Annotated in this window: 16 protein-coding genes; 12 read left to right on the forward strand and 4 right to left on the reverse strand. The window is 72.1% G+C overall.

The genetic code is table 11. The features are described from left to right. Positions 1-2: 2 nt before the first annotated feature. The 6 genes from ruvB to AMK25_RS08985 all read left to right on the forward strand — a co-directional run bounded on the left by ruvB (position 3) and on the right by AMK25_RS08985 (position 8231). Positions 3-1067, forward strand: a complete 1065-nt coding sequence (gene ruvB, locus AMK25_RS08960) for a Holliday junction branch migration DNA helicase RuvB (protein WP_073827650.1) — start codon at positions 3-5, stop codon at positions 1065-1067. A gap of 140 nt (positions 1068-1207) precedes the next feature. Then, positions 1208-1552 (forward strand): preprotein translocase subunit YajC, encoded by a 345-nt coding sequence (yajC, locus tag AMK25_RS08965; RefSeq protein WP_073827651.1) that lies wholly within the window; start codon positions 1208-1210, stop codon positions 1550-1552. Between the two features lie 223 nt (positions 1553-1775). Further along, the gene (gene secD / locus AMK25_RS08970) at positions 1776-3677 is read left to right on the forward strand and encodes a protein translocase subunit SecD (protein ID WP_198937474.1); all 1902 of its coding nucleotides are present in this window, start codon (positions 1776-1778) and stop codon (positions 3675-3677) included. A 1-nt stretch (position 3678) separates the two neighbouring features. Beyond that, positions 3679-4872, forward strand: a complete 1194-nt coding sequence (gene secF / locus AMK25_RS08975) for a protein translocase subunit SecF (protein ID WP_073827653.1) — start codon at positions 3679-3681, stop codon at positions 4870-4872. 97 nt (positions 4873-4969) lie between these two features. Beyond that, a complete protein-coding gene (locus AMK25_RS08980) occupies positions 4970-5536 on the forward strand; it encodes an adenine phosphoribosyltransferase (protein WP_073827654.1) in 567 nt (188 codons plus the stop codon). A 223-nt stretch (positions 5537-5759) separates the two neighbouring features. Next, positions 5760-8231 (forward strand): RelA/SpoT family protein, encoded by a 2472-nt coding sequence (locus tag AMK25_RS08985; protein ID WP_073827655.1) that lies wholly within the window; start codon positions 5760-5762, stop codon positions 8229-8231. 76 nt (positions 8232-8307) lie between these two features. On the opposite strand, the gene AMK25_RS08990 is transcribed toward AMK25_RS08985, so the two are convergent. Together AMK25_RS08990 and AMK25_RS08995 are read right to left on the reverse strand one after the other, a co-directional pair. Further along, positions 8308-9150, reverse strand: coding sequence for a peptidylprolyl isomerase (locus tag AMK25_RS08990; RefSeq protein ID WP_073827656.1), 843 nt, complete (start codon positions 9148-9150; stop codon positions 8308-8310). A gap of 92 nt (positions 9151-9242) precedes the next feature. After that, the gene (locus tag AMK25_RS08995; RefSeq protein ID WP_073827657.1) at positions 9243-10112 is read right to left on the reverse strand and encodes a peptidylprolyl isomerase; all 870 of its coding nucleotides are present in this window, start codon (positions 10110-10112) and stop codon (positions 9243-9245) included. Between the two features lie 236 nt (positions 10113-10348). Here AMK25_RS08995 and AMK25_RS09000 point away from each other — a divergent pair, with 236 nt between their 5' ends. From AMK25_RS09000 to AMK25_RS09010, 3 genes are read left to right on the forward strand one after another with little or no spacing between them, the layout of a single operon-like run. Continuing rightward, positions 10349-11068, forward strand: coding sequence for an MBL fold metallo-hydrolase (locus tag AMK25_RS09000; RefSeq protein WP_073827658.1), 720 nt, complete (start codon positions 10349-10351; stop codon positions 11066-11068). 54 nt (positions 11069-11122) lie between these two features. Then, positions 11123-12463 (forward strand): histidine--tRNA ligase, encoded by a 1341-nt coding sequence (gene hisS, locus AMK25_RS09005; RefSeq protein WP_073827659.1) that lies wholly within the window; start codon positions 11123-11125, stop codon positions 12461-12463. A 51-nt stretch (positions 12464-12514) separates the two neighbouring features. Further along, complete coding sequence (locus AMK25_RS09010) at positions 12515-13459, forward strand: acyl-ACP desaturase (protein ID WP_073827660.1); 945 nt, start codon at positions 12515-12517, stop codon at positions 13457-13459. Positions 13460-13569: 110 nt separating this feature from the next. On the opposite strand, the gene AMK25_RS09015 is transcribed toward AMK25_RS09010, so the two are convergent. After that, positions 13570-14070: a PaaI family thioesterase gene (locus AMK25_RS09015; RefSeq protein ID WP_073827661.1), complete on the reverse strand. Its 501-nt coding sequence runs from the start codon at positions 14068-14070 to the stop codon at positions 13570-13572. Between the two features lie 55 nt (positions 14071-14125). Between AMK25_RS09015 and AMK25_RS09020 the strand changes: the two genes are divergently transcribed. Continuing rightward, the gene (locus tag AMK25_RS09020; RefSeq protein WP_073827662.1) at positions 14126-14599 is read left to right on the forward strand and encodes a winged helix-turn-helix transcriptional regulator; all 474 of its coding nucleotides are present in this window, start codon (positions 14126-14128) and stop codon (positions 14597-14599) included. A gap of 230 nt (positions 14600-14829) precedes the next feature. Next, entirely contained in the window at positions 14830-15879 is a 1050-nt protein-coding gene (locus AMK25_RS09025; RefSeq protein WP_073827663.1) for a S1 family peptidase, read from the forward strand. Between the two features lie 58 nt (positions 15880-15937). On the opposite strand, the gene AMK25_RS33065 is transcribed toward AMK25_RS09025, so the two are convergent. After that, positions 15938-16603 (reverse strand): DUF998 domain-containing protein, encoded by a 666-nt coding sequence (locus AMK25_RS33065; protein ID WP_338013371.1) that lies wholly within the window; start codon positions 16601-16603, stop codon positions 15938-15940. 2 nt (positions 16604-16605) lie between these two features. Between AMK25_RS33065 and aspS the strand changes: the two genes are divergently transcribed. Beyond that, complete coding sequence (gene aspS, locus AMK25_RS09035; protein WP_073827664.1) at positions 16606-18411, forward strand: aspartate--tRNA ligase; 1806 nt, start codon at positions 16606-16608, stop codon at positions 18409-18411. The last annotated feature ends 19 nt before the right edge of the window (positions 18412-18430 follow it).

Genomic DNA, 18430 nt, shown 5'->3' on the forward strand with positions numbered 1-18430 from the left:
GGATGACCGGCGAGAACCTGGTCTCGGCGTACGTCAGCGACGCCGAGCGGGACGCGGAGGCGAGCGTCCGGCCGAAGCGGCTCGACGAGTTCATCGCCCAGCACCGCGTCCGCGACCAGCTCGACCTGCTGTTGCAGGGCGCGATGCGGCGTGGCTCGCCGCCCGACCACATCCTGCTGTCCGGGCCGCCCGGCCTCGGCAAGACGACACTGGCCAACATCGTCGCCGCCGAGCTGGGAGCGGGGATCCGGGTGACCAGTGGCCCGGCCATCGAGCGCTCCGGCGACCTGGCCGCGATCCTGACCAGCCTCGCCGAGGGCGACGTGCTGTTCATCGACGAGATCCACCGGATCGCCAAGCCGGCCGAGGAACTGCTCTACAGCGCCATGGAGGACTTCCGCGTCGACGTGGTGGTGGGCAAGGGGCCGGGCGCGACAGCCATCCCGCTCGACGTGGAACCGTTCACGCTCGTCGGCGCCACCACCCGCTCCGGCCTGCTGACCGGGCCGATGCGCGACCGCTTCGGCTTCGTCGCGCATCTCGACTTCTACGCGCCGGCCGACCTGGAGACGCTGCTGCACCGCTCGGCCCGGATCCTCGGTGTGCCGATCACGGCCGACGGCGCGGCGGAGATCGCCGGCCGGTCCCGGGGCACCCCGCGCATCGCCAACCGGCTGCTGCGCCGGGTGCGCGACTACGCCGAGGTGCGCGCCGAGGGCGTGGTCACGCTGGAGACCGCGCGGGCGGCGCTGACCGTCTACGACGTGGACGCGCTCGGCCTGGACCGGCTCGACCGGGCGGTGCTCACCGCGCTCGTCGATTCGTTCCGGGGCGGCCCGGTGGGCCTGTCCACGCTGGCGGTCGCGGTGGGGGAGCAGCCGGACACGGTCGAGGAGGTCTGCGAGCCGTTCCTGGTGCGGGCCGGCCTGCTGGCGCGTACGCCGCGCGGGCGGGTGGCGACGGAGGCCGCCTGGCACCATCTGGGTCGCAACCCGCCGAATGGTACATTTGGTGCGGATACCTCTCCGGGGCCCGATCTCTTCTCGGTGCAGACCGACCAGCCGTGATCCGTTCGTGATCTGTGCCGCATTCGGTCTTCTCAGGAGCAGGGACTAGACTTCGCCGCGGTTTGTACAGGACGTGAGAATCTGCTTCCGCTGCGGCGCCCTCCGGCGCCGGGACGGAGGCCAACCGGAAGGTCTACACCGTGCTTTACGCAGCAGCGAGTGGCGGGGGAGCCGGCGGTCTGACGCCGATCCTGATGATCGCTCTGCTCTTCGTCGTCATGTACTTCATGATGATCCGGCCGCAGCAGAAGCGCCGCCGCGAGGCCGAGCAGATGCAGTCCGCCCTGGCCCCGGGCGACGAGGTGGTCACCATCGGCGGCCTGCACGGCACTGTCACCGCGGTCGAGGACGAGACCGTCCTGCTGGAGGTCGCCCCGGGCGTGCAGACCCGGTACGCCCGCCCGGCCGTCGCCCGCGTGATCAAGCGCGCCGAGGCGCCGGCCGCCGAGACGATCACCGAGGAAGCCGAGCCGGTCAAGGAGTGACTGCCGCCCCGGACGGGGCAGCGGAATCATCGGTACAAGTGGATAGTTGGGGTCGGCGCCCGGCGCCGGCACCCGGCCAGGCCGTGCGGCGCCCCCGTGCCGCGCCCCGGTCGGCGTGCCGTCAGCCGGTGCCGACCCGCCGGAGCAGTCGGGCGGACACCCCCGGCCCGACAGTTGTCGCCGCCGCGAAAGCGGCGCGACCGTACAGGGAGACAGGACAGCCGTGGCACCACCTCAGGGACAGATGCGGCCCGGGCGGCAGCTCGCCGTGCTCGGGCTCATCTTCGTCGTCCTCTATCTTTTGGTGTTCTTCTCGGGCGGCGCCAGCGGTGGCTGGAAGGACCGGCTGGAGCCCCGGCTCGGCCTGGACCTCGTCGGCGGCACCCGGCTGACGCTCGAGGCCACAAACACCGTGGACGGCAAGCCGCCGACCGCCGGCAACCTCGAGGAGGCGCGCCAGATCATCGAGAGCCGGGTCAACGCGTACGGCGTGGCCGAGGCCGAGGTGGTCACCGAGGGCAACCGCAACATCGTCATCTCCCTGCCCGGCCAGAACCGGGACCTGACCGACGTCGGCAGCGCCGCCGAGCTGCGCTTCCGCAAGGTCCTCAAGGCCACCGACGGCAGCGGCGCCGCCGCCGCGCCCGCGCCGACCCCGAGCGCCGCTCCGTCCGGGACCGCCAGCCCGGCGCCGTCGGGCAGCGCGTCGCCGCAGGCGACCACGAGCCCCAAGGTCAGCGGGTCGCCGAGCGCCGGCGGGCAGGGCGGCATGGCTCCGACCCCGAGCGCCAGCGCCCCGGCCACCCCGTCGGCCACGCCGAGCGCCGCTTCCCCGAGCGCCAGCGCCGAGCCGGTGCCGCAGAGCATCGAGCAGCAGCGCAAGGCCGTCGAGCAGAAGGTCGGCGCGGCCGCCTGGGCCGCGGCCTCGGGCCTGCAGGCCCCGGCCGACCTCACCACGGACCCGACGCTCGCCGACAAGCTCAAGCCGTTCGGCACGCTCACCCCGCAGGAGATCGCGGTCCTGCCGGTCGAGATGCAGTTCAACGTCCCGACCATCACCTGCGCACAGCTCGACAAGCGCCCGGCCGCCTCGATCAAGGACGAGAAGCAGAAGGCGGTCGCCTGCGAGTCCGGCGCGAAGTACCTGCTCGACGTGGCGAAGGTGCTGGGCACCGACGTCAAGAACGCCTCCGCCCAGCTCGACCAGACCAGCTCCTGGGTGGTCAGCCTCAACTTCACCGGCAAGGGCCAGGAGAAGTGGACCGCGCTGACCCGCGAGGCGTTCAACAACGAGGGCCAGGCCTGCGACCAGACCGCGCTCGGCCAGGACGGCAAGTGCCGGGTCGCCGTGGTGCTGGACAACGCGATCGTCTCGTCCCCGGAGATCCAGGGCGTGCTGACCGGTGACTCGCAGATCACCGGCAGCTTCGACAACAAGACCGCGAACGCGCTCGCCAGCCAGCTCCGCTACGGCGCGCTGCCGGTGACGTTCGAGCCGCAGGAGCAGCAGAACGTCACCGCGACGCTCGGCGACAGCCACCTCAAGGCGGGTCTGCTGGCGGCCGGCATCGGCATGCTGCTGGTCATCATCTACTCGTTCTTCTACTACCGGCTGCTCGGCTCGGTCATCTTCCTGAGCCTGGTGCTCTCCGCGCTGCTCGTCTTCGGCGCGCTCGTGGTGCTCGGCCGCTCGATCGGCTTCACGCTCACGCTCGCCGGCATCGCCGGCATGATCGTCTCGCTCGGTGTGGCGGCGGACTCGTTCGTCATCTACTTCGAACGATTGAAGGACGAGATCCGGGAGGGCCGCAGTCCACGCAGCGCGGTGCCGCGCGCCTGGATTCGGGCCCGCCGGACGATCATCTCGGCGAACGCGATCACGCTGATGTCGGCAGTGGTGCTCTACATCGTGTCGGTCGGCGCGGTGAAGGGCTTCGCCTTCGCGCTCGGCCTGGCGACAGTGCTCGACCTGGTCGTCGTGTTCCTCTTCCGCCACCCGATCATGACGATGTTCGCCCGTACCCGGGCGTTCCTGTCGCCGCGGGTCAGCGGTCTGGGCCGGGCGCTGCCGGCCCGGTCGGCCGAGTCGGGCACCGCCCGCAACCCGCGTGTCAAGGAGGCCTGAGATGGCTAAGAACGGTCTGGCCGCCCGGCTCTACCGGGGCGAGGCGGATCTCAACATCGTCGGCCGCCGGAACCTGTGGTTCGGCGTGGCGGGCGTCCTGGTCCTGATCGCGGTGCTCAGCTTCGCGATCAGCGGCTTCAAGCTCGGCATCGAGTTCGCCGGCGGCAACACGTTCCAGGTGCCGGCCAGCGTCGGCACGCTGGACCGGGCCGAGCAGACAGTCGACGAGGTGCTGGCCGACGAGGCGCCCGGCGTCGAGGTGGTGAGCGCGCAGAAGGTCGGCAGCACCAGCGGCGAGTTCTACGAGATGCGCACCGGGCAGCTCAGCGCCGAGCAGGCCAACGCGGCCAAGGCCGCGATGGCGGAGGAGTTCGGCATCCAGGCCGACCAGATCAGCGGCAGCCAGGTCTCCGAGGCGTGGGGCAGCCAGGTCACCTCCCGCGCCTTCCTCGGTCTGCTGATCTTCATCGCGGTGGTGTCGATCTACCTGGTGCTGCGCTTCGAGTGGCGGATGGCGGTCGCGGCGATCATCTCGCTGCTGACCAACCTGATCCTCACCGCCGGCATCTACTCGCTGGTGAACTTCGAGGTCACCCCGTCGACGATCATCGGCTTCCTCACGATCCTGGGCTTCGCGCTCTACGACGTGGTGGTGGTCTTCGACAAGGTGCAGGAGAACACACGCGGCATCACCGCGAACAACAACGTCACCTACGGCGAGGCGTCCAACCTGGCGCTCAACCAGAGCCTCATGCGGTCGCTGAACACCTCGGTGGTGGCGCTGCTGCCGGTCGGCGGCCTGCTCTTCATCGGCGCCGGCCTGCTCGGCGCGGGCACGCTGAAGGACCTCGGCCTGGTGCTGTTCGTCGGTATGGCGGTGGCGTTCCTGACCTCGATCGTGCTGGCCACCCCGCTGCTGGTGCTGCTGAAGAACATGGACCCGCGGATCAGCGCGCACAACAAGCGGGTGCTGTCCCGCCGGGCCGCCCTGGCCCGGGGCGAGATCACCCCGAAGGGCGCCACGCGCGCCGCCCCGGCCGCCGACGCCGACGCGCCGATCGACCCGGAGGCCGCCGCGCTCGCCGGCGCCGCCCCCAAGGTCGGCGCCCGCCCGGCCGGCAAGCGTCCCAGCGGTGCCCGCGGCGGCCGACCCGCCGGGGGTGGCGGCAACCGGCCCGGCGGCAAGCGCCGCTGACCGTAGGGCCGGACGCAATCGCGACGACGGCGTCCGTCATGCTGATGTCACGGCATGACGGACGCCGTCGTCGTTTCGAGAGGACATGGGACGCACTGTGACGGAGACCCACACCACGGGCGTACGCGGAGACAGCGGCCCGGAGGTCGCCCAGCTCGTCGCCAGCCGGTTGCTGGACGTGCCGGACTTCCCCAAGCCGGGTGTCATGTTCAAGGACCTGATGCCGCTGTTCGCCGACGGCGCGGCGTTCCGTGCGGTGATCGACGGCATCATCGCGTACCACGGGCGCGACTCGTTCGACACCGTCGCCGGCATCGAGGCGCGCGGGTTCGTGCTCGCCGCGGCCGTCGCGTACGCCACCGGGGTCGGCGTGGTGCCGGTGCGCAAGGCCGGCAAGCTGCCCCGGGCCACGCACTCCGCCTCCTACGCGCTGGAGTACGGCGAGGCGACGCTCGAGGTGCACCAGGACGCCTTCACCGCGGGCCACCGGGTCCTGGTGCTCGACGACGTGCTCGCCACCGGCGGGACCGCCGAGGCCACGCTCGACCTGGTGGAACGCGCCGGCGGGACGGTGGCCGGGTTCACCGTGCTGCTCGAGCTGGGCTTCCTCGAAGGCCGCAAGCGACTCGCGCCGCGCCCGGTGCACGCCCTGTTGACCGTTTGATCCCGACCGGCCGTCGGGCCGGTCGGCGCCGACCGTCCGGGGGAGCGGTGGCGTACCCTGCGTACGGGTAGCATTGCGCTTTGCCCGACCCGGCCGAGGTGTCCGGGGCGGCGCAGGCGCCGGGGCCCGGCCCCGGAGCCGCGGAACAACACCGGCCCCCGGGCCGGTTGAACGAGACGTCGGCCGAACGGCCGGCGCATCCCGGCGAGCGGTGAGGAGGCCGGTGTCCCACGATGTCGTCCCTCCGGTGGAGGGCACGGTGCACCCGACAGGCGACGCGGACGGCTCGGTGACCGAGCGCAGCGGCAACCCGCAGGCCCGGGCGACCGGCGCCACCGGCGGCGCGCCCGACGCGACTGCCGACGGCGGGGCGGTCGTGGTGCCGTTCCCGACCGAGAGTTCCGGTGACCCGTCGACCAGCGGCGGGTTCGCGCTCTCCAACGCGCCCACCGGCCGGCGGGTACGCGCCCGGCTGGCCCGGTTCAACGCGCCCTGGCAGACCTCGCAGGTCAGCGAGGTGCTGGAACCGCTGATCGCCACCCACCGGGAGAACCACCCCAAGGCCGACGCCCGGCTGCTGCAGCGCGCCTTCGACACGGCCGCGCGGTGGCACTCGGGGCAGTACCGCAAGTCCGGTGACCCCTACATCACGCACCCGCTCGCGGTGGCGACCATCCTGGCGAACCTGGGCATGGACACCACCACGCTGGTCGCGGCGCTGCTGCACGACACCATCGAGGACACCGAGTACACGCTCGACCAGATGCGCGCCGACTTCGGCGGCGAGGTCGCGCTGCTCGTGGACGGCGTCACCAAGCTCGACAAGGTCAAGCTCGGCGACGCGGCCAAGGCGGAGACCATCCGCAAGATGGTCGTCGCGATGGCGAAGGACCCCCGGGTCCTGGTGATCAAGCTGGCCGACCGGCTGCACAACATGCGGACCCTGACCTTCCTGCCGCGCCCGAAGCAGGAGCAGAAGGCCAAGGAGACGCTGGAGATCCTGGCGCCGCTGGCGCACCGCCTCGGTATGAACACGATCAAGTGGGAGCTGGAGGATCTCGCCTTCGGCACGCTGTTCCCGAAGCGGTTCGAGGAGATCAACCGGCTGATCGGGGAGCACCAGCCGCAGCGCGAGGCGCTGCTGCGCCAGGTGACCCAGAAGGTGTCCACCGACCTGAAGGCCGCCAAGATCAAGGCGGAGACGACCGGGCGGCCGAAGCACCTCTACTCGATCTACCAGAAGATGATCGTGCGGGGGCGCGACTTCAACGACATCTACGACCTGGTGGGTGTGCGGATCCTGGTCGACACGGTGCGCGACTGCTACGCGGCGCTGGGGGTCATCCACGCCAACTGGCAGCCGGTGCCGGGCCGGTTCAAGGACTACATCGCCATGCCCAAGTTCAACATGTACCAGTCGTTGCACACGACTGTCATCGGGCCCACCGGCAAGCCGGTGGAGATGCAGATCCGCACGTACGCGATGCACCGCACCGCCGAGTTCGGCATCGCCGCGCACTGGAAGTACAAGGAGCACAAGGGCACCCCGGTGGTGGGCCCGCCGGCGCACATCGACGAGATGACCTGGCTGCGGCAGCTGCTGGACTGGCAGCGCGAGGCGGCGGACCCGAGCGAGTTCCTGGACGCGCTGCGGTTCGACCTGTCCAGCCAGGAGGTGTACGTCTTCACGCCCAAGGGCGACGTCATCCCGCTGCCGACCGGGTCGACGCCGGTGGACTTCGCGTACGCGGTGCACACCGAGGTCGGGCACAAGTGCATCGGCGCGCGGGTCAACGGCAAGCTGGTGCCGCTGGAGTCGACGCTCTCCAACGGCGACGTGATCGAGATCTTCACGTCGAAGTCCGACACGGCCGGCCCGACGCAGGACTGGCTCGGCTTCGTCAAGAGCCCGCGCGCGCGTACGAAGATCCGCCAGTACTTCAACAAGGAGCGGCGCGAGGAGGCGATCGAGGCCGGCAAGGACTCGATCGTCAAGGCGATGCGCAAGCAGGGCATGCCGTTGCAGCGGATGCTCACCTCGGACGCGCTGATGGCGATCGCCCGGGACCTGCACCTGGCCGACGTGGCCTCGCTGTACGCGGCGGTCGGCGACAGCCAGGTTTCCGCGCAGTCGGTGGTGCAGAAGCTGATGGCGTCCTACGGCGGCGAGGAGGGCGCGGCGGAGGACATCGCCGAGACCGCCGTCGCCACCCGGCCGCCGCGCAGCCGGCAGAGCAGCGCCGACCCGGGCGTGGTGGTCCGCGGCGTCAGCGACGTCTGGATCAAGCTGGCCCGTTGCTGCACGCCGGTGCCGCCGGACTCGGTGTTCGGCTTCGTCACCCGCTCCGGCGGGGTCAGCGTGCACCGGGACGACTGCGCCAACGCCGAGGACCTGCGCGCCCAGCCCGAGCGGGTGGTGGAGGTCAGCTGGAAGCTCACCTCCGCCTCCACGTTCCTGGTCGCCATCCAGGTCGAGGCGCTGGACCGGCACAAGCTGCTCGCCGACGTGACGAGGGTGCTGTCCGAGGAGCGGGTGAACATCCTCTCCGCGACCGTGACCACCACCCGGGACCGGGTGGCGGTCAGCCGGTTCAGCTTCGAGATGGCCGATCCGAAGCACCTCGGGCACCTGCTGGCCGCCGTCCGGAAGGTCGACGGCGTGTTCGACGCGTACCGGGTCACCTCCGGGGCCTGAGCCGCCCCACGCACGCGAAAGCGCCCGCCGGCTGGGATCCAGCCGGCGGGCGCTTCGTCGTCGTACCCCGGAGGGCTCAGCCGCCCTGGATCGGGCTCATGGTCACCTTGGTCATGGTGATCTCCTTCTTCGGGTGACCACCGCCGGCCTGCTTGGCGAACGCGCCGTCGTCACCGGCCGCGGCGACCTGCTTCACCACGTCCATGCCACCGGTGATGGTGCCCAGCACCGTGTAGTTCGGGTCGAGCGACGAGTCGCCGTACACGATGAAGAACTGGCTGCCGGTGCTGCCCGGCTGCCCGGAGTTGGCCATCGCGATGACACCCTCCGGGTACGGCGGGCGCTTGTTGGTGGGGAGGTTCTCCTCGGCCAGGTTGTAGCTCGGCCCGCCGGTGCCGTCGGTGTCCCGCCAGCCCTTGCCGGTGGCGCTCGGGTCGCCGCACTGGAGGACCTGGATGCCCTGGGTCACCAGCCGGTGGCACTTGGTGTTGTCGAAGAAGCCCTTCTCCGCAAGGTGGGTGAAGCTGCCGGCGGTGCAGGGCACGGCGGCGCGGTCGATCTTGGCGGTGATCGGGCCCAGGTTGGTGTCGATAGTCATCGTCTGGGAGCCCTTGCCGGCCTGCTGGGTCGGCGGCAGCCCGACGTCCTTGATCTGCGGCGGCCGGCCCTCCTTGGGCACCTCCGTGTACGCGCACTGCACGGCGTCGGCGGCGGTGGCGCCGCCCGTCTGCTCGTCGTCGTCGCCGCCGAGCGAGGTGGCCAGCCACACCGTGCCGGCCACGACGAGCACCAGCACGGCCGCGGCGCCGACGATCGCCTGGGTCTGCCGGCGCTTGCGGGCCTTACCGGCCCGCTCCGCCATCTCCCGCTCGAGCTTGGCTCGCGCCGCCGCGCGCTGGCGGTCTCTGGTGGACGTCACGGTCACTCCTCACCTGCTGCGTATGGGGTCGGCGCGCGCGCCGGGTCACGTCTGGATCGCACCGGCGGCACGCCGCCGGCTCGCCTCTGTTCTCAGCCCGCGCTGGCGCTCGGCGAGGGCGCGGGACTGCCGGCCGGAGCCGCGCCGGGCTCGCCGACGGTGACGCTCTGCACAAGGACCTGCGTCTTGGGCTTGACCTTGTCGCCGTTGCCATTGTCCACCGTCGGCATGGCGCCGATCTTCTCCACCACGTCGAGCCCGCCGGTGACCTTGCCGACCACCGAGTAGGCCGGCTTGGCCGGGCTGGCGTCCTTGAAGAAGATCAGGAACTGGCTGCCGTTGCTGCCCGGCGGGTTGCCGATCATGGCGACCGTGCCCTTCGGGTACGTCGCCGGCTGCCCGGGGGCCGGGGAGGCCGACGGGCTGGGCTCCGGCGCGCTCGGGACGTTCTCGTCGAAGAACGAGTAGGTCGGGCCGCCGAGGCCGGTGCCGGTCGGGTCGCCGCAGCGCAGCGCGCCCTCGGCGGTGATCTCGTGGCACGTGGTGTTGTCGAAGAACGAGCGGCCGGCCAGGTAGCTCAGGCTGGCCGCGCCGCACGGCGCGTCGGTCTGGTTCAGCTCGACCGTGATCGGCCCACCCTGGTTGGTGGTGATCGTCATCGGGCGGGTGCCGGAGGTGGGCAGGCCCGTGGTGGGCGGCTCGCCGACGTCCTTGAGGTTGGTGTTGACGGCGCCGTCCTGCGCGGTCCAGAGGCAGACGTCCTCGGCGGCCTGCTTCTTCGGCTCCGAGTCGAACGCGCCGAGCGCCCAGGCGGAACCGGCCACGATCAGCACGAGCACCACCGCGGCGCCCACACCGGCCCGGATCTGCCGGCGGCGCTTCGCGACCGCCGCCCGTCGGGCGAGCTGCCGGTCAAGCTTGGCCCGCGCCAGTTTGCGCTGCCGGTCCCTGCTGGAAGCCACGTGCGCTCCCCTTCCTCTGCCTGAATCGCCGCCGGCGCCGGGCGCCGGCCGCCGTTCCGGTCGGGGTGCGCCACGCCACACGCCCGCCAGAGTGTACGGGTAGCGACTGTGAATGTCGTGTACGAGGTCCCGCCGTCTCAGCCGGGGCCGGCTGGGCGGTGGCGGTGGCGGACGGAACTCGCTGGCCGCTACGACTAGGCTGAACGGGACGACGACCGGACGGAAAGGGGAGCGACGTGCTCGTGGCCGGCTTTCCCGCGGACGCCTTCGGCACCAACTGCTACGTGGTGGCGACCGCTCCAGGGGAGCAGTGCGTGGTGGTCGACCCCGGCATCGGGGTGCTCGACCGGCTCGACGCCGTGCTCGCCGAGCACCGCCTGCACCCGGCCGCCGTGCTGCTCACCCACGGCCACCTGGACCACACCTTCTCCGTCGCCCCGGTCTGCGGCGCGCGGGGCATCCCCGCCTACGTCCACCCGGACGACCGGGAGCTGCTGGCCGACCCGAGCAAGGCGCTGTCGATGGACCTGACCCAGTTGTTCGGTGGCCGGCTGCCGTACGCCGAGCCGGACGACGTGGCCGAGTTGACCGACGGCGCGACGCTGTCGCTGGCCGGGTTGGAGATCACCGTCGACCACGCCCCCGGCCATACCGGCGGGTCGGTGCTGTTCCGGTTGCCCGGCGCCGGCTCGCCCTGGGAGGCCGAGCAGATCTGCCTCTCCGGTGACGTGCTGTTCGCCGGCTCGATCGGCCGCACCGACCTGCCGGGCGGCAGCATGCCCCGCATGCTGTCGAGCCTGCGGGACAAGGTGCTCCCGCTGGCCGACGACACAGTCATCCTGCCCGGCCACGGCCCCGCGACCACTATCGGCCGCGAGCGCGCGACCAACCCGTACCTCGTCGAGGTGGCGGGCACCGGCGGCGCGCGCCCGGCCGCGCCCACCCGCGGCCTCTGACCGCCGCGACCACGACGTTTCGCCCGCGCGCCGCGCGGGATCGAGGAGTACGCCATGAGCAAGCCCACGCCCATCTCCGGCTTCCCCGAGTGGACGCCGGCGCAGCGGATGATCGAGCAGTTCGTGCTTGACCGGATCCGCGCCACGTTCGAGCTGTACGGCTTCGCGCCGCTGGAGACCCGCTCGGTCGAGCCGCTGGATCAGCTCCTGCGCAAGGGGGAGACCTCCAAGGAGGTGTACCTGCTGCGCCGGTTGCAGGCCGACGCCGACGGGCCGGCCGGTGACGACGCGCTCGGCCTGCACTTCGACCTGACCGTGCCGTTCGCCCGCTACGTGCTGGAGAACGCCGGCAAGCTGCAGTTCCCGTTCCGCCGCTACCAGATCCAGAAGGTGTGGCGGGGCGAGCGCCCGCAGGAGGGCCGCTACCGGGAGTTCCTCCAGGCCGACATCGACATCGTCGACCGGGACACACTGCCGGCGCACTACGAGGCGGAGATGCCGCTGGTCATCGGTGACGCGCTGCGGTCGCTGCCGATCCCGCCGGTGCGTATCCAGGTCAACAACCGCAAGATCTGCGAGGGCTTCTACCGGGGCATCGGGCTGACCGACACGGAGGCGGCGCTGCGCGCCGTCGACAAGCTCGACAAGATCGGCCCGGCGAAGGTGACGGAGCTGCTGGCGAGCACCGCCGGGGCGAGCGAGGCGCAGGCCAAGGCCGTGCTGTCGCTGGCCGAGATCTCCGCGCCGGACGCCTCCTTCGCCGACGCGGTGCGCGGCCTCGGGGTGAGCGATCCGCTGCTGGACGAGGGCGTCGCGGAGCTGGCCGCCGTGGTGGAGACCGCCGCCGCGCACGCGCCCGGCCTCTGCGTGGCCGACCTGCGCATCGCGCGGGGCCTGGACTACTACACCGGTACGGTCTACGAGACGCAGATGATCGGCTACGAGCGGTTCGGCTCGATCTGCTCCGGCGGCCGGTACGACAACCTGGCCAGCTCCGGCAACGTCCGGTTCCCGGGGGTGGGCATCTCGATCGGGGTGACCCGGCTGCTCGGCCTGCTGTTCGGCGCCGAGGCGCTGTCGGTGTCCCGTTCGGTGCCGACCTGCGTGCTGGTGGCGGTCACCGCCGAGGAGGACCGGGCGGCCAGCGACGCGGTCGCGGCGGCGCTGCGCTCGCGGGGTGTGCCGACCGAGGTGTCCCCGTCGGCGGCCAAGTTCGGCAAGCAGATCCGGTACGCCGAGCGGCGCGGCATCCCGTACGTCTGGTTCCCCGGCGCGGACGGCGACGAGGTCAAGGACATCCGTTCCGGCGAGCAGGTGGCCGCCTCGGCGGGGGAGTGGACGCCGCCCCGGGCGGACCTGAAGCCGCTGGTCGGCCCGGCCGGCACTGGCGCCTGAAGACGTTTCGACCTACGGTGGCGTAAGTTACGCCACCGTAGGGAGAACGTCGTGACCGTGCTCAGCCAGACCGCTCTGCTCACCGAACTCGAGCCGGTGGTCGAGAAGAACCTCGACCGCCACCTGTCGCTGGCCAAGGAGTGGTTCCCGCACGAGTACGTGCCGTGGAGCGAGGGCCGCACCTTCGACGGCCCGCTGGGCGGCGAGGCCTGGTCGCCGGAGGACTCGACGCTGCCCGAGGTGGCCCGGACGGCGCTGATCGTCAACCTGCTCACCGAGGACAACCTGCCCTCGTACCACCACGAGATCGCCACCCTGTTCGGGCGTGACGGCGCGTGGGGCACCTGGGTGCACCGGTGGACCGCGGAGGAGGGGCGGCACGGCACGGCGATTCGCGACTACCTCACGGTGACCCGGGCGGTTGACCCGGTGGCGCTGGAGCGGGCCCGCATGGTGCACATGTCGGCGGGCTACCAGAACGTGCACGACCAGGAGATGCTGCACTCGCTGGCGTACGTGTCGTTCCAGGAGCTGGCCACCCGCATCTCGCACCGCAACACCGGCCGGGCCACCGGCGACCCGACGTGCGAGGCGCTGCTGGCCCGGGTCGCCGCGGACGAGAACCTGCACATGGTCTTCTACCGCAACCTGCTCGGCGCGGCGTTCGAGCTGGCGCCGTCGCAGGCCATGCGCGCGGTCGCCGACGTGCTGGCCAACTTCCAGATGCCGGGCGTGGGCATCGACGGCTTCGCCCGCAAGTCGGTGGCGATCGCGCTGGCCGGCATCTACGACCTGCGCCAGCACCGCGATGACGTGGTGATGCCGGTGCTGCGCCAGTGGAACCTGTTCGACGTGACCGGCCTGAACGCCGACGGCGAGGCCGCCCGCGACCAGATCGCCGCCCACATTGACACCCTGGAGACCCAGGCGTCCCGCTTCGAGGAGCGCCGCGCCGCCCGCGCCGCCCGAGTAGCCGCCACCACCCCCCAGCCCTGACCCCCGCCCTCTCCCACGCGATCTTGCAGTTACGGCCCCCACGGCGCCCGTTTCACGGCGTTTGCGGGGGCCGTAACTGCAAGATCGCGCGAGGAAGGGGGCAGGGCGGATCAGGGGAGGGGGAAGATCAGGCAGGTTGAGGTGGCGTGGGCTACCAGGCGGCCTGCCGGGTCGGTCAGGCGGGCCTCGGCCAGGGCGGTGCGGCGGCCCCGCTGGAGCACGGTGCCCTCGCAGCGCAGCGTGCCGGTGTCGACGGTGACCGGGCGCAGGAACTTCACGTTGAGGTCCAGCGACGTGTAGCCGACGCCGGCCGGCAGCGTGGTGTGCACGGCGCACGCCGCGGCGGTGTCCAGCAGCGTGGAGAGGACGCCGCCGTGCACGGTGCCGAGCGGGTTGTAGTGGAACTCCTGCGGCAGCAGTTCGACCGCGACGCGCCCGTCCTCGGCCTCCATGCGGGACATGTCGATGAGGTGCATGATCGGCGGCGCGGCCAGCTCGCCGGCGATCATCGCCTGCATCAGCTCCAGGCCGCTGCGCCGGCCCAGGTGCGCGGCCCCAGCGGCCGGGTCGGACCAGGTGAACGTGCGGGAGCGTTCCTGCGTCTGCGTCATGGACTCAGCCTCGCAGCGCGTTGCTGAGTCTGTCAATCAGACCTAGCCTGGTCGGATGAGACCCGCGGCACTGGACTGGTCGGTGGAGAACTGCACCATCGCGCGCGCCATGGAGATCCTCGGCGAGCGGTGGACCCTCGTCGTGCTGCGCGAGGTCTTCAACGGCGTACGCCGGTTCGACGACATGCGGGTGCGCACCGGCATCCCGCGCCAGGTGCTGGCCAACCGGCTCGCCATGCTCGTCGAGCGCGGCGTGCTGCGCCGCGAGCCGTACCGGGAGCCGGGCAGTCGGCCGCGCCACGAGTACCGGCTCACCGAGATGGGCCTTGACCTGTGGCCGGTGCTCGTCGCCGTGCTCGGCTGGGGCGACCGCTACCTGGCCGATCCGGAGGGCTCCCCGCTGAGCGTGGCGCACCGCGACTGCGGCGCCGAGGTCCGGGTCGAGCTGCGCTGCGCCGAAGGGCACGAGATCACCGAGGCGCGCGACGTGCTGCCCCGTCCCGGCCCCGGCGCCCGCCGTCGCGTCTGACCGCTCGGCACGTCGACGCGGGTCGATCACAGGCTCTGACACCTTGAGTCGATGTTGTTGCTCAGGCGTTACATCGAGCGCGGGTGCGAATTAGGGCAAAGCCATGTCTTGCTTACGATCTTAAATGTGTGAATACTTTGGGCACTCGGGCGGTTTCCCCAGGTCGCCCGGGTTGCCCTCGGGCGCGCCCCCATGACAGCGCCCGTTCACCCCCATTCGGAGGTTGTTACATGCGACCCACGAGGTCCACGCTCCGCCGCGCCGCCGCAGTCGCCGTCGCCGGCACCCTGGTAACCGGCTCGCTGCTCAGCGCCCCCGCGCAGGCCGCCCCCGCGGCCCTCTCGCCGGACGCCGCCGCCACCCTCGTCGAGAAGCTCGGCGCCCGCGCGGCCGGCACGTACGCCGACGCCAGCGGCGCCATGATCGTCACGGTGACCGACACCGCCACCGCCCGCCAGGTTCGCGCCGCCGGCGCCATCCCGAAGATCGTGGCGCGCGGCGCGGACAAGCTCAACGCCGCCACCGGCGAGCTGGAGCGCTCCGCCAAGATCCCGGGCACCGCCTGGTGGACCGACCCGGCCACGAACCAGGTCGTCGTCTCCGTCGACAGCACCGTCACCGGCGCGAAGCTGGAGCGGGTCAAGGCCGCCGCCGCCCGTCACAACGGCGCGATCCGCATCGAGGCCGAGGCCGGCGTGCTGAGCACCCGGATCTCCGGCGGTCAGGCGATCTACGCCGGCGGCGGTGGCCGCTGCTCGCTCGGGTTCAACGTCCGCAGCGGCTCGACCTACTACTTCCTCACCGCGGGCCACTGCACCAACATCTCGTCGAGCTGGTACAGCAACTCCGGGCAGACCAGCCTGCTCGGCACCCGGACCGGCACCAGCTTCCCGGGCAACGACTACGGCATCGTCCGGCACAACAACTCGGCCAACGCGGCCGGCAACGTGTCGCTGTACAACGGCAGCTTCCAGGACATCACCTCGGCCGGCAACGCGTACGTCGGCCAGTCCGTCCGCCGTTCCGGCAGCACCACCGGCCTGCGCAGCGGCAGCGTCAGCGCGCTGAACGCGACCGTGAACTACGCCGAGGGCAGCGTCTCCGGCCTCATCCGCACCAACGTCTGCGCCGAGCCGGGCGACAGCGGCGGCTCGCTGTTCGCCGGCACCACCGCGCTGGGCCTCACCTCCGGTGGTAGCGGCAACTGCCGCACCGGTGGCACCACCTACTTCCAGCCGGTCACCGAGGCCCTCAGCCGCTACGGCGTGAGCGTCTTCTGATCCGCACAACGCAGTGAACGGGCCGCCGGGTGACCGGCGGCCCGTTCCGCGTACCCGGTCAGGCGCCCGCCTCCCGGCGGCCCGGGCTGACCGGCGGCCCGTCCGGGCGCGGCGGCCGGGCCGTCCAGTGCCGGTGGGCCCGCCGCGCGGACAGCACCGCCGCCAGCGGCCAGAGCGTCACCGCGAGCGCTGCCACCCGCTCGGCCAGCCCGGTCCGGGAGCCGCCCGTCACCTCCACCACCGACCAGCCGAACAACGCCAGCAGCACCGCTGTCGCGGCCAGCGCCACCGGCCGGCGGAACGCCCACGGCGGCCGGCCCGCCGGGGAGGCGGCCACCGCACGCGGCACTCTCCGGGGCAGGCGCAGCGCCGACCCGGCCGGCCAGAGCGACAACGCGAGCACCGCCACTGTGGCGGTCACGCCGTGCGCCGGGGAGCCACCCACCTGCGGGCGGGGGAACGCGATGAGCGCGACGGTGGCCAGCCCGCCGAGCGCGAGCAGGAAACGGCTCGACAGCCCGCCACCAGCAGCGCGGCAGCCGCGGTGGCCACGGCCCAGCTCGGTACGGCACGCACCCGGCCACGGTAAACCGCCGGACCGGGCCCTCGACCCGCTTTCGCCGCGTCCCCGGGACGGGCCGGGCTCGACGGGTGCCCGGGAGCGGGCCCGCCCGCCCTGACAGAATGCGGGAAGCAGTCGTGGACCAGATTGAGGAGACGCCAGCCGTGATCCGTACCCACAATGCCGGAAGCCTGCGCGCCGCGGACGCCGGCTCGACGGTGACGCTCGCCGGGTGGGTGGCCCGCCGGCGCGACCACGGCGGTGTCATCTTCGTCGACCTGCGCGACGTCTCCGGCGTCGTGCAGGTGGTCTTCCGCGAGGAGGACGCGCACGCGTTGCGCAACGAGTTCTGCGTCAAGGTCACCGGCGAGGTGACCCGCCGCCCCGAGGGCAACGAGAACCCGGACCTGCCGACCGGCGAGATCGAGGTGACCGCGTCCGCGCTGGAGGTGCTCTCCGAGGCCGCGCCGCTGCCGCTGCCGGTGGACGACCAGATCGAGGCCGGTGACGACATCCGGCTCAAGTACCGCTACCTGGACCTGCGCCGGGGCGGCCCGGCCAAGGCCATGCGGCTGCGCTCGCGGGCCAACCAGATCGCCCGCGGCGTGCTGCACGAGCGGGACTTCCTGGAGATCGAGACGCCGACGCTGACCCGCTCCACCCCGGAGGGCGCCCGCGACTTCCTGGTGCCGGTGCGCCTGCAGCCGGGCAGCTGGTACGCGCTGCCGCAGTCGCCGCAGCTGTTCAAGCAGCTGCTGATGGTCGGCGGCATGGAGCGGTACTACCAGATCGCCCGCTGCTACCGCGACGAGGACTTCCGCGCCGACCGGCAGCCGGAGTTCACCCAGCTCGACATCGAGATGTCGTTCGTCACCGAGGACGACGTGATCGACCTCGGCGAGGCGATCGTCTCGGCGCTGTGGAAGGACCTCGCCGGCTACGAGATCACCCGGCCGATTCCGCGCATCACCTGGCACGACGCGATGTCCCGGTACGGCTCGGACAAGCCGGACCTGCGCTACGGCGTGGAGCTGACCGAGCTGACCGAGTACCTGCGCGGCACCGAGTTCCGGGTGTTCGCCGGCGCGATCGACGCGGGCGGCTACGTCGGCGCCGTGGTCATGCCCGGTGGCGCGGCGCAGACCCGCAAGGAGCTGGACGGCTGGCAGGACTGGGCCAAGGCGCGTGGCGCGCGCGGCCTGGCGTACGTGGTGCTGGATGCCGAGACCGGCGAGCCGCGCGGCCCGGTGGCGAAGAACCTGTCCGAGGCGCACCTGTCCGGCCTGGCCGACGCGGTCGGCGCGAAGCCCGGCGACGCGATCTTCTTCGCCGCCAGCACGAACACCCGCGAGGCGCAGGAGCTGCTCGGCGCGGCCCGGATCGAGATCGCCAAGCGGTCGAACCTGGTCGACGAGAGCGCCTGGGCGTTCTGCTGGGTGGTCGACGCGCCCATGTTCGAACGCACTGACGACGGCGGCTGGACCGCCGTGCACCACCCGTTCACCTCGCCGAACGCCGAGTGGGTGGACCGGTTCGAGTCCGCGCCGGACCGGGCGCTGGCGTACGCGTACGACATCGTCTGCAACGGCAACGAGATCGGCGGCGGCTCGATCCGTATCCACCGCGGCGACGTGCAGCAGCGGGTGTTCGACCTGCTCGGCATCACCGCCGACGAGGCGCAGGACAAGTTCGGCTTCCTGCTGGAGGCGTTCAAGTACGGCGCCCCGCCGCACGGCGGCATCGCGTTCGGCTGGGACCGGGTCTGCATGCTGCTGGCCGGCGCGGACTCGATCCGCGAGGTGATCGCGTTCCCCAAGACCCGGGGCGGCTTCGACCCGCTGACCGGCGCGCCCACCCCGATCACCGGGCAGCAGCGCGCCGAGGCCGGCATCGACGCCAAGCCGAAGGCCCCGGCCGGTCCGCACGCCGGCACCGCCGGCCCGGCCGCCCCGGTGGCCGACCCCACCTGATCCAGCCCTGTCGAAAGGC

This window comes from Micromonospora sp. TSRI0369, assembly GCF_001905625.1.
Classification (GTDB): Bacteria; Actinomycetota; Actinomycetes; order Mycobacteriales; family Micromonosporaceae; genus Micromonospora; species Micromonospora echinospora_A.

Excerpts from the sequence above, each read along its gene's own strand:
- ruvB (WP_073827650.1), top strand. The coding sequence starts at position 3 with ATGACCGGCGAGAACCTGGTCTCGGCGTACGTCAGCGACGCCGAGCGG.
- secF (WP_073827653.1), top strand. The coding sequence starts at position 3,679 with ATGGCTAAGAACGGTCTGGCCGCCCGGCTCTACCGGGGCGAGGCGGAT.
- hisS (WP_073827659.1), top strand. The coding sequence starts at position 11,123 with ATGAGCAAGCCCACGCCCATCTCCGGCTTCCCCGAGTGGACGCCGGCG.
- AMK25_RS09015 (WP_073827661.1), bottom strand. The coding sequence starts at position 14,070 with ATGACGCAGACGCAGGAACGCTCCCGCACGTTCACCTGGTCCGACCCG.
- AMK25_RS09020 (WP_073827662.1), top strand. The coding sequence starts at position 14,126 with ATGAGACCCGCGGCACTGGACTGGTCGGTGGAGAACTGCACCATCGCG.
- AMK25_RS09025 (WP_073827663.1), top strand. The coding sequence starts at position 14,830 with ATGCGACCCACGAGGTCCACGCTCCGCCGCGCCGCCGCAGTCGCCGTC.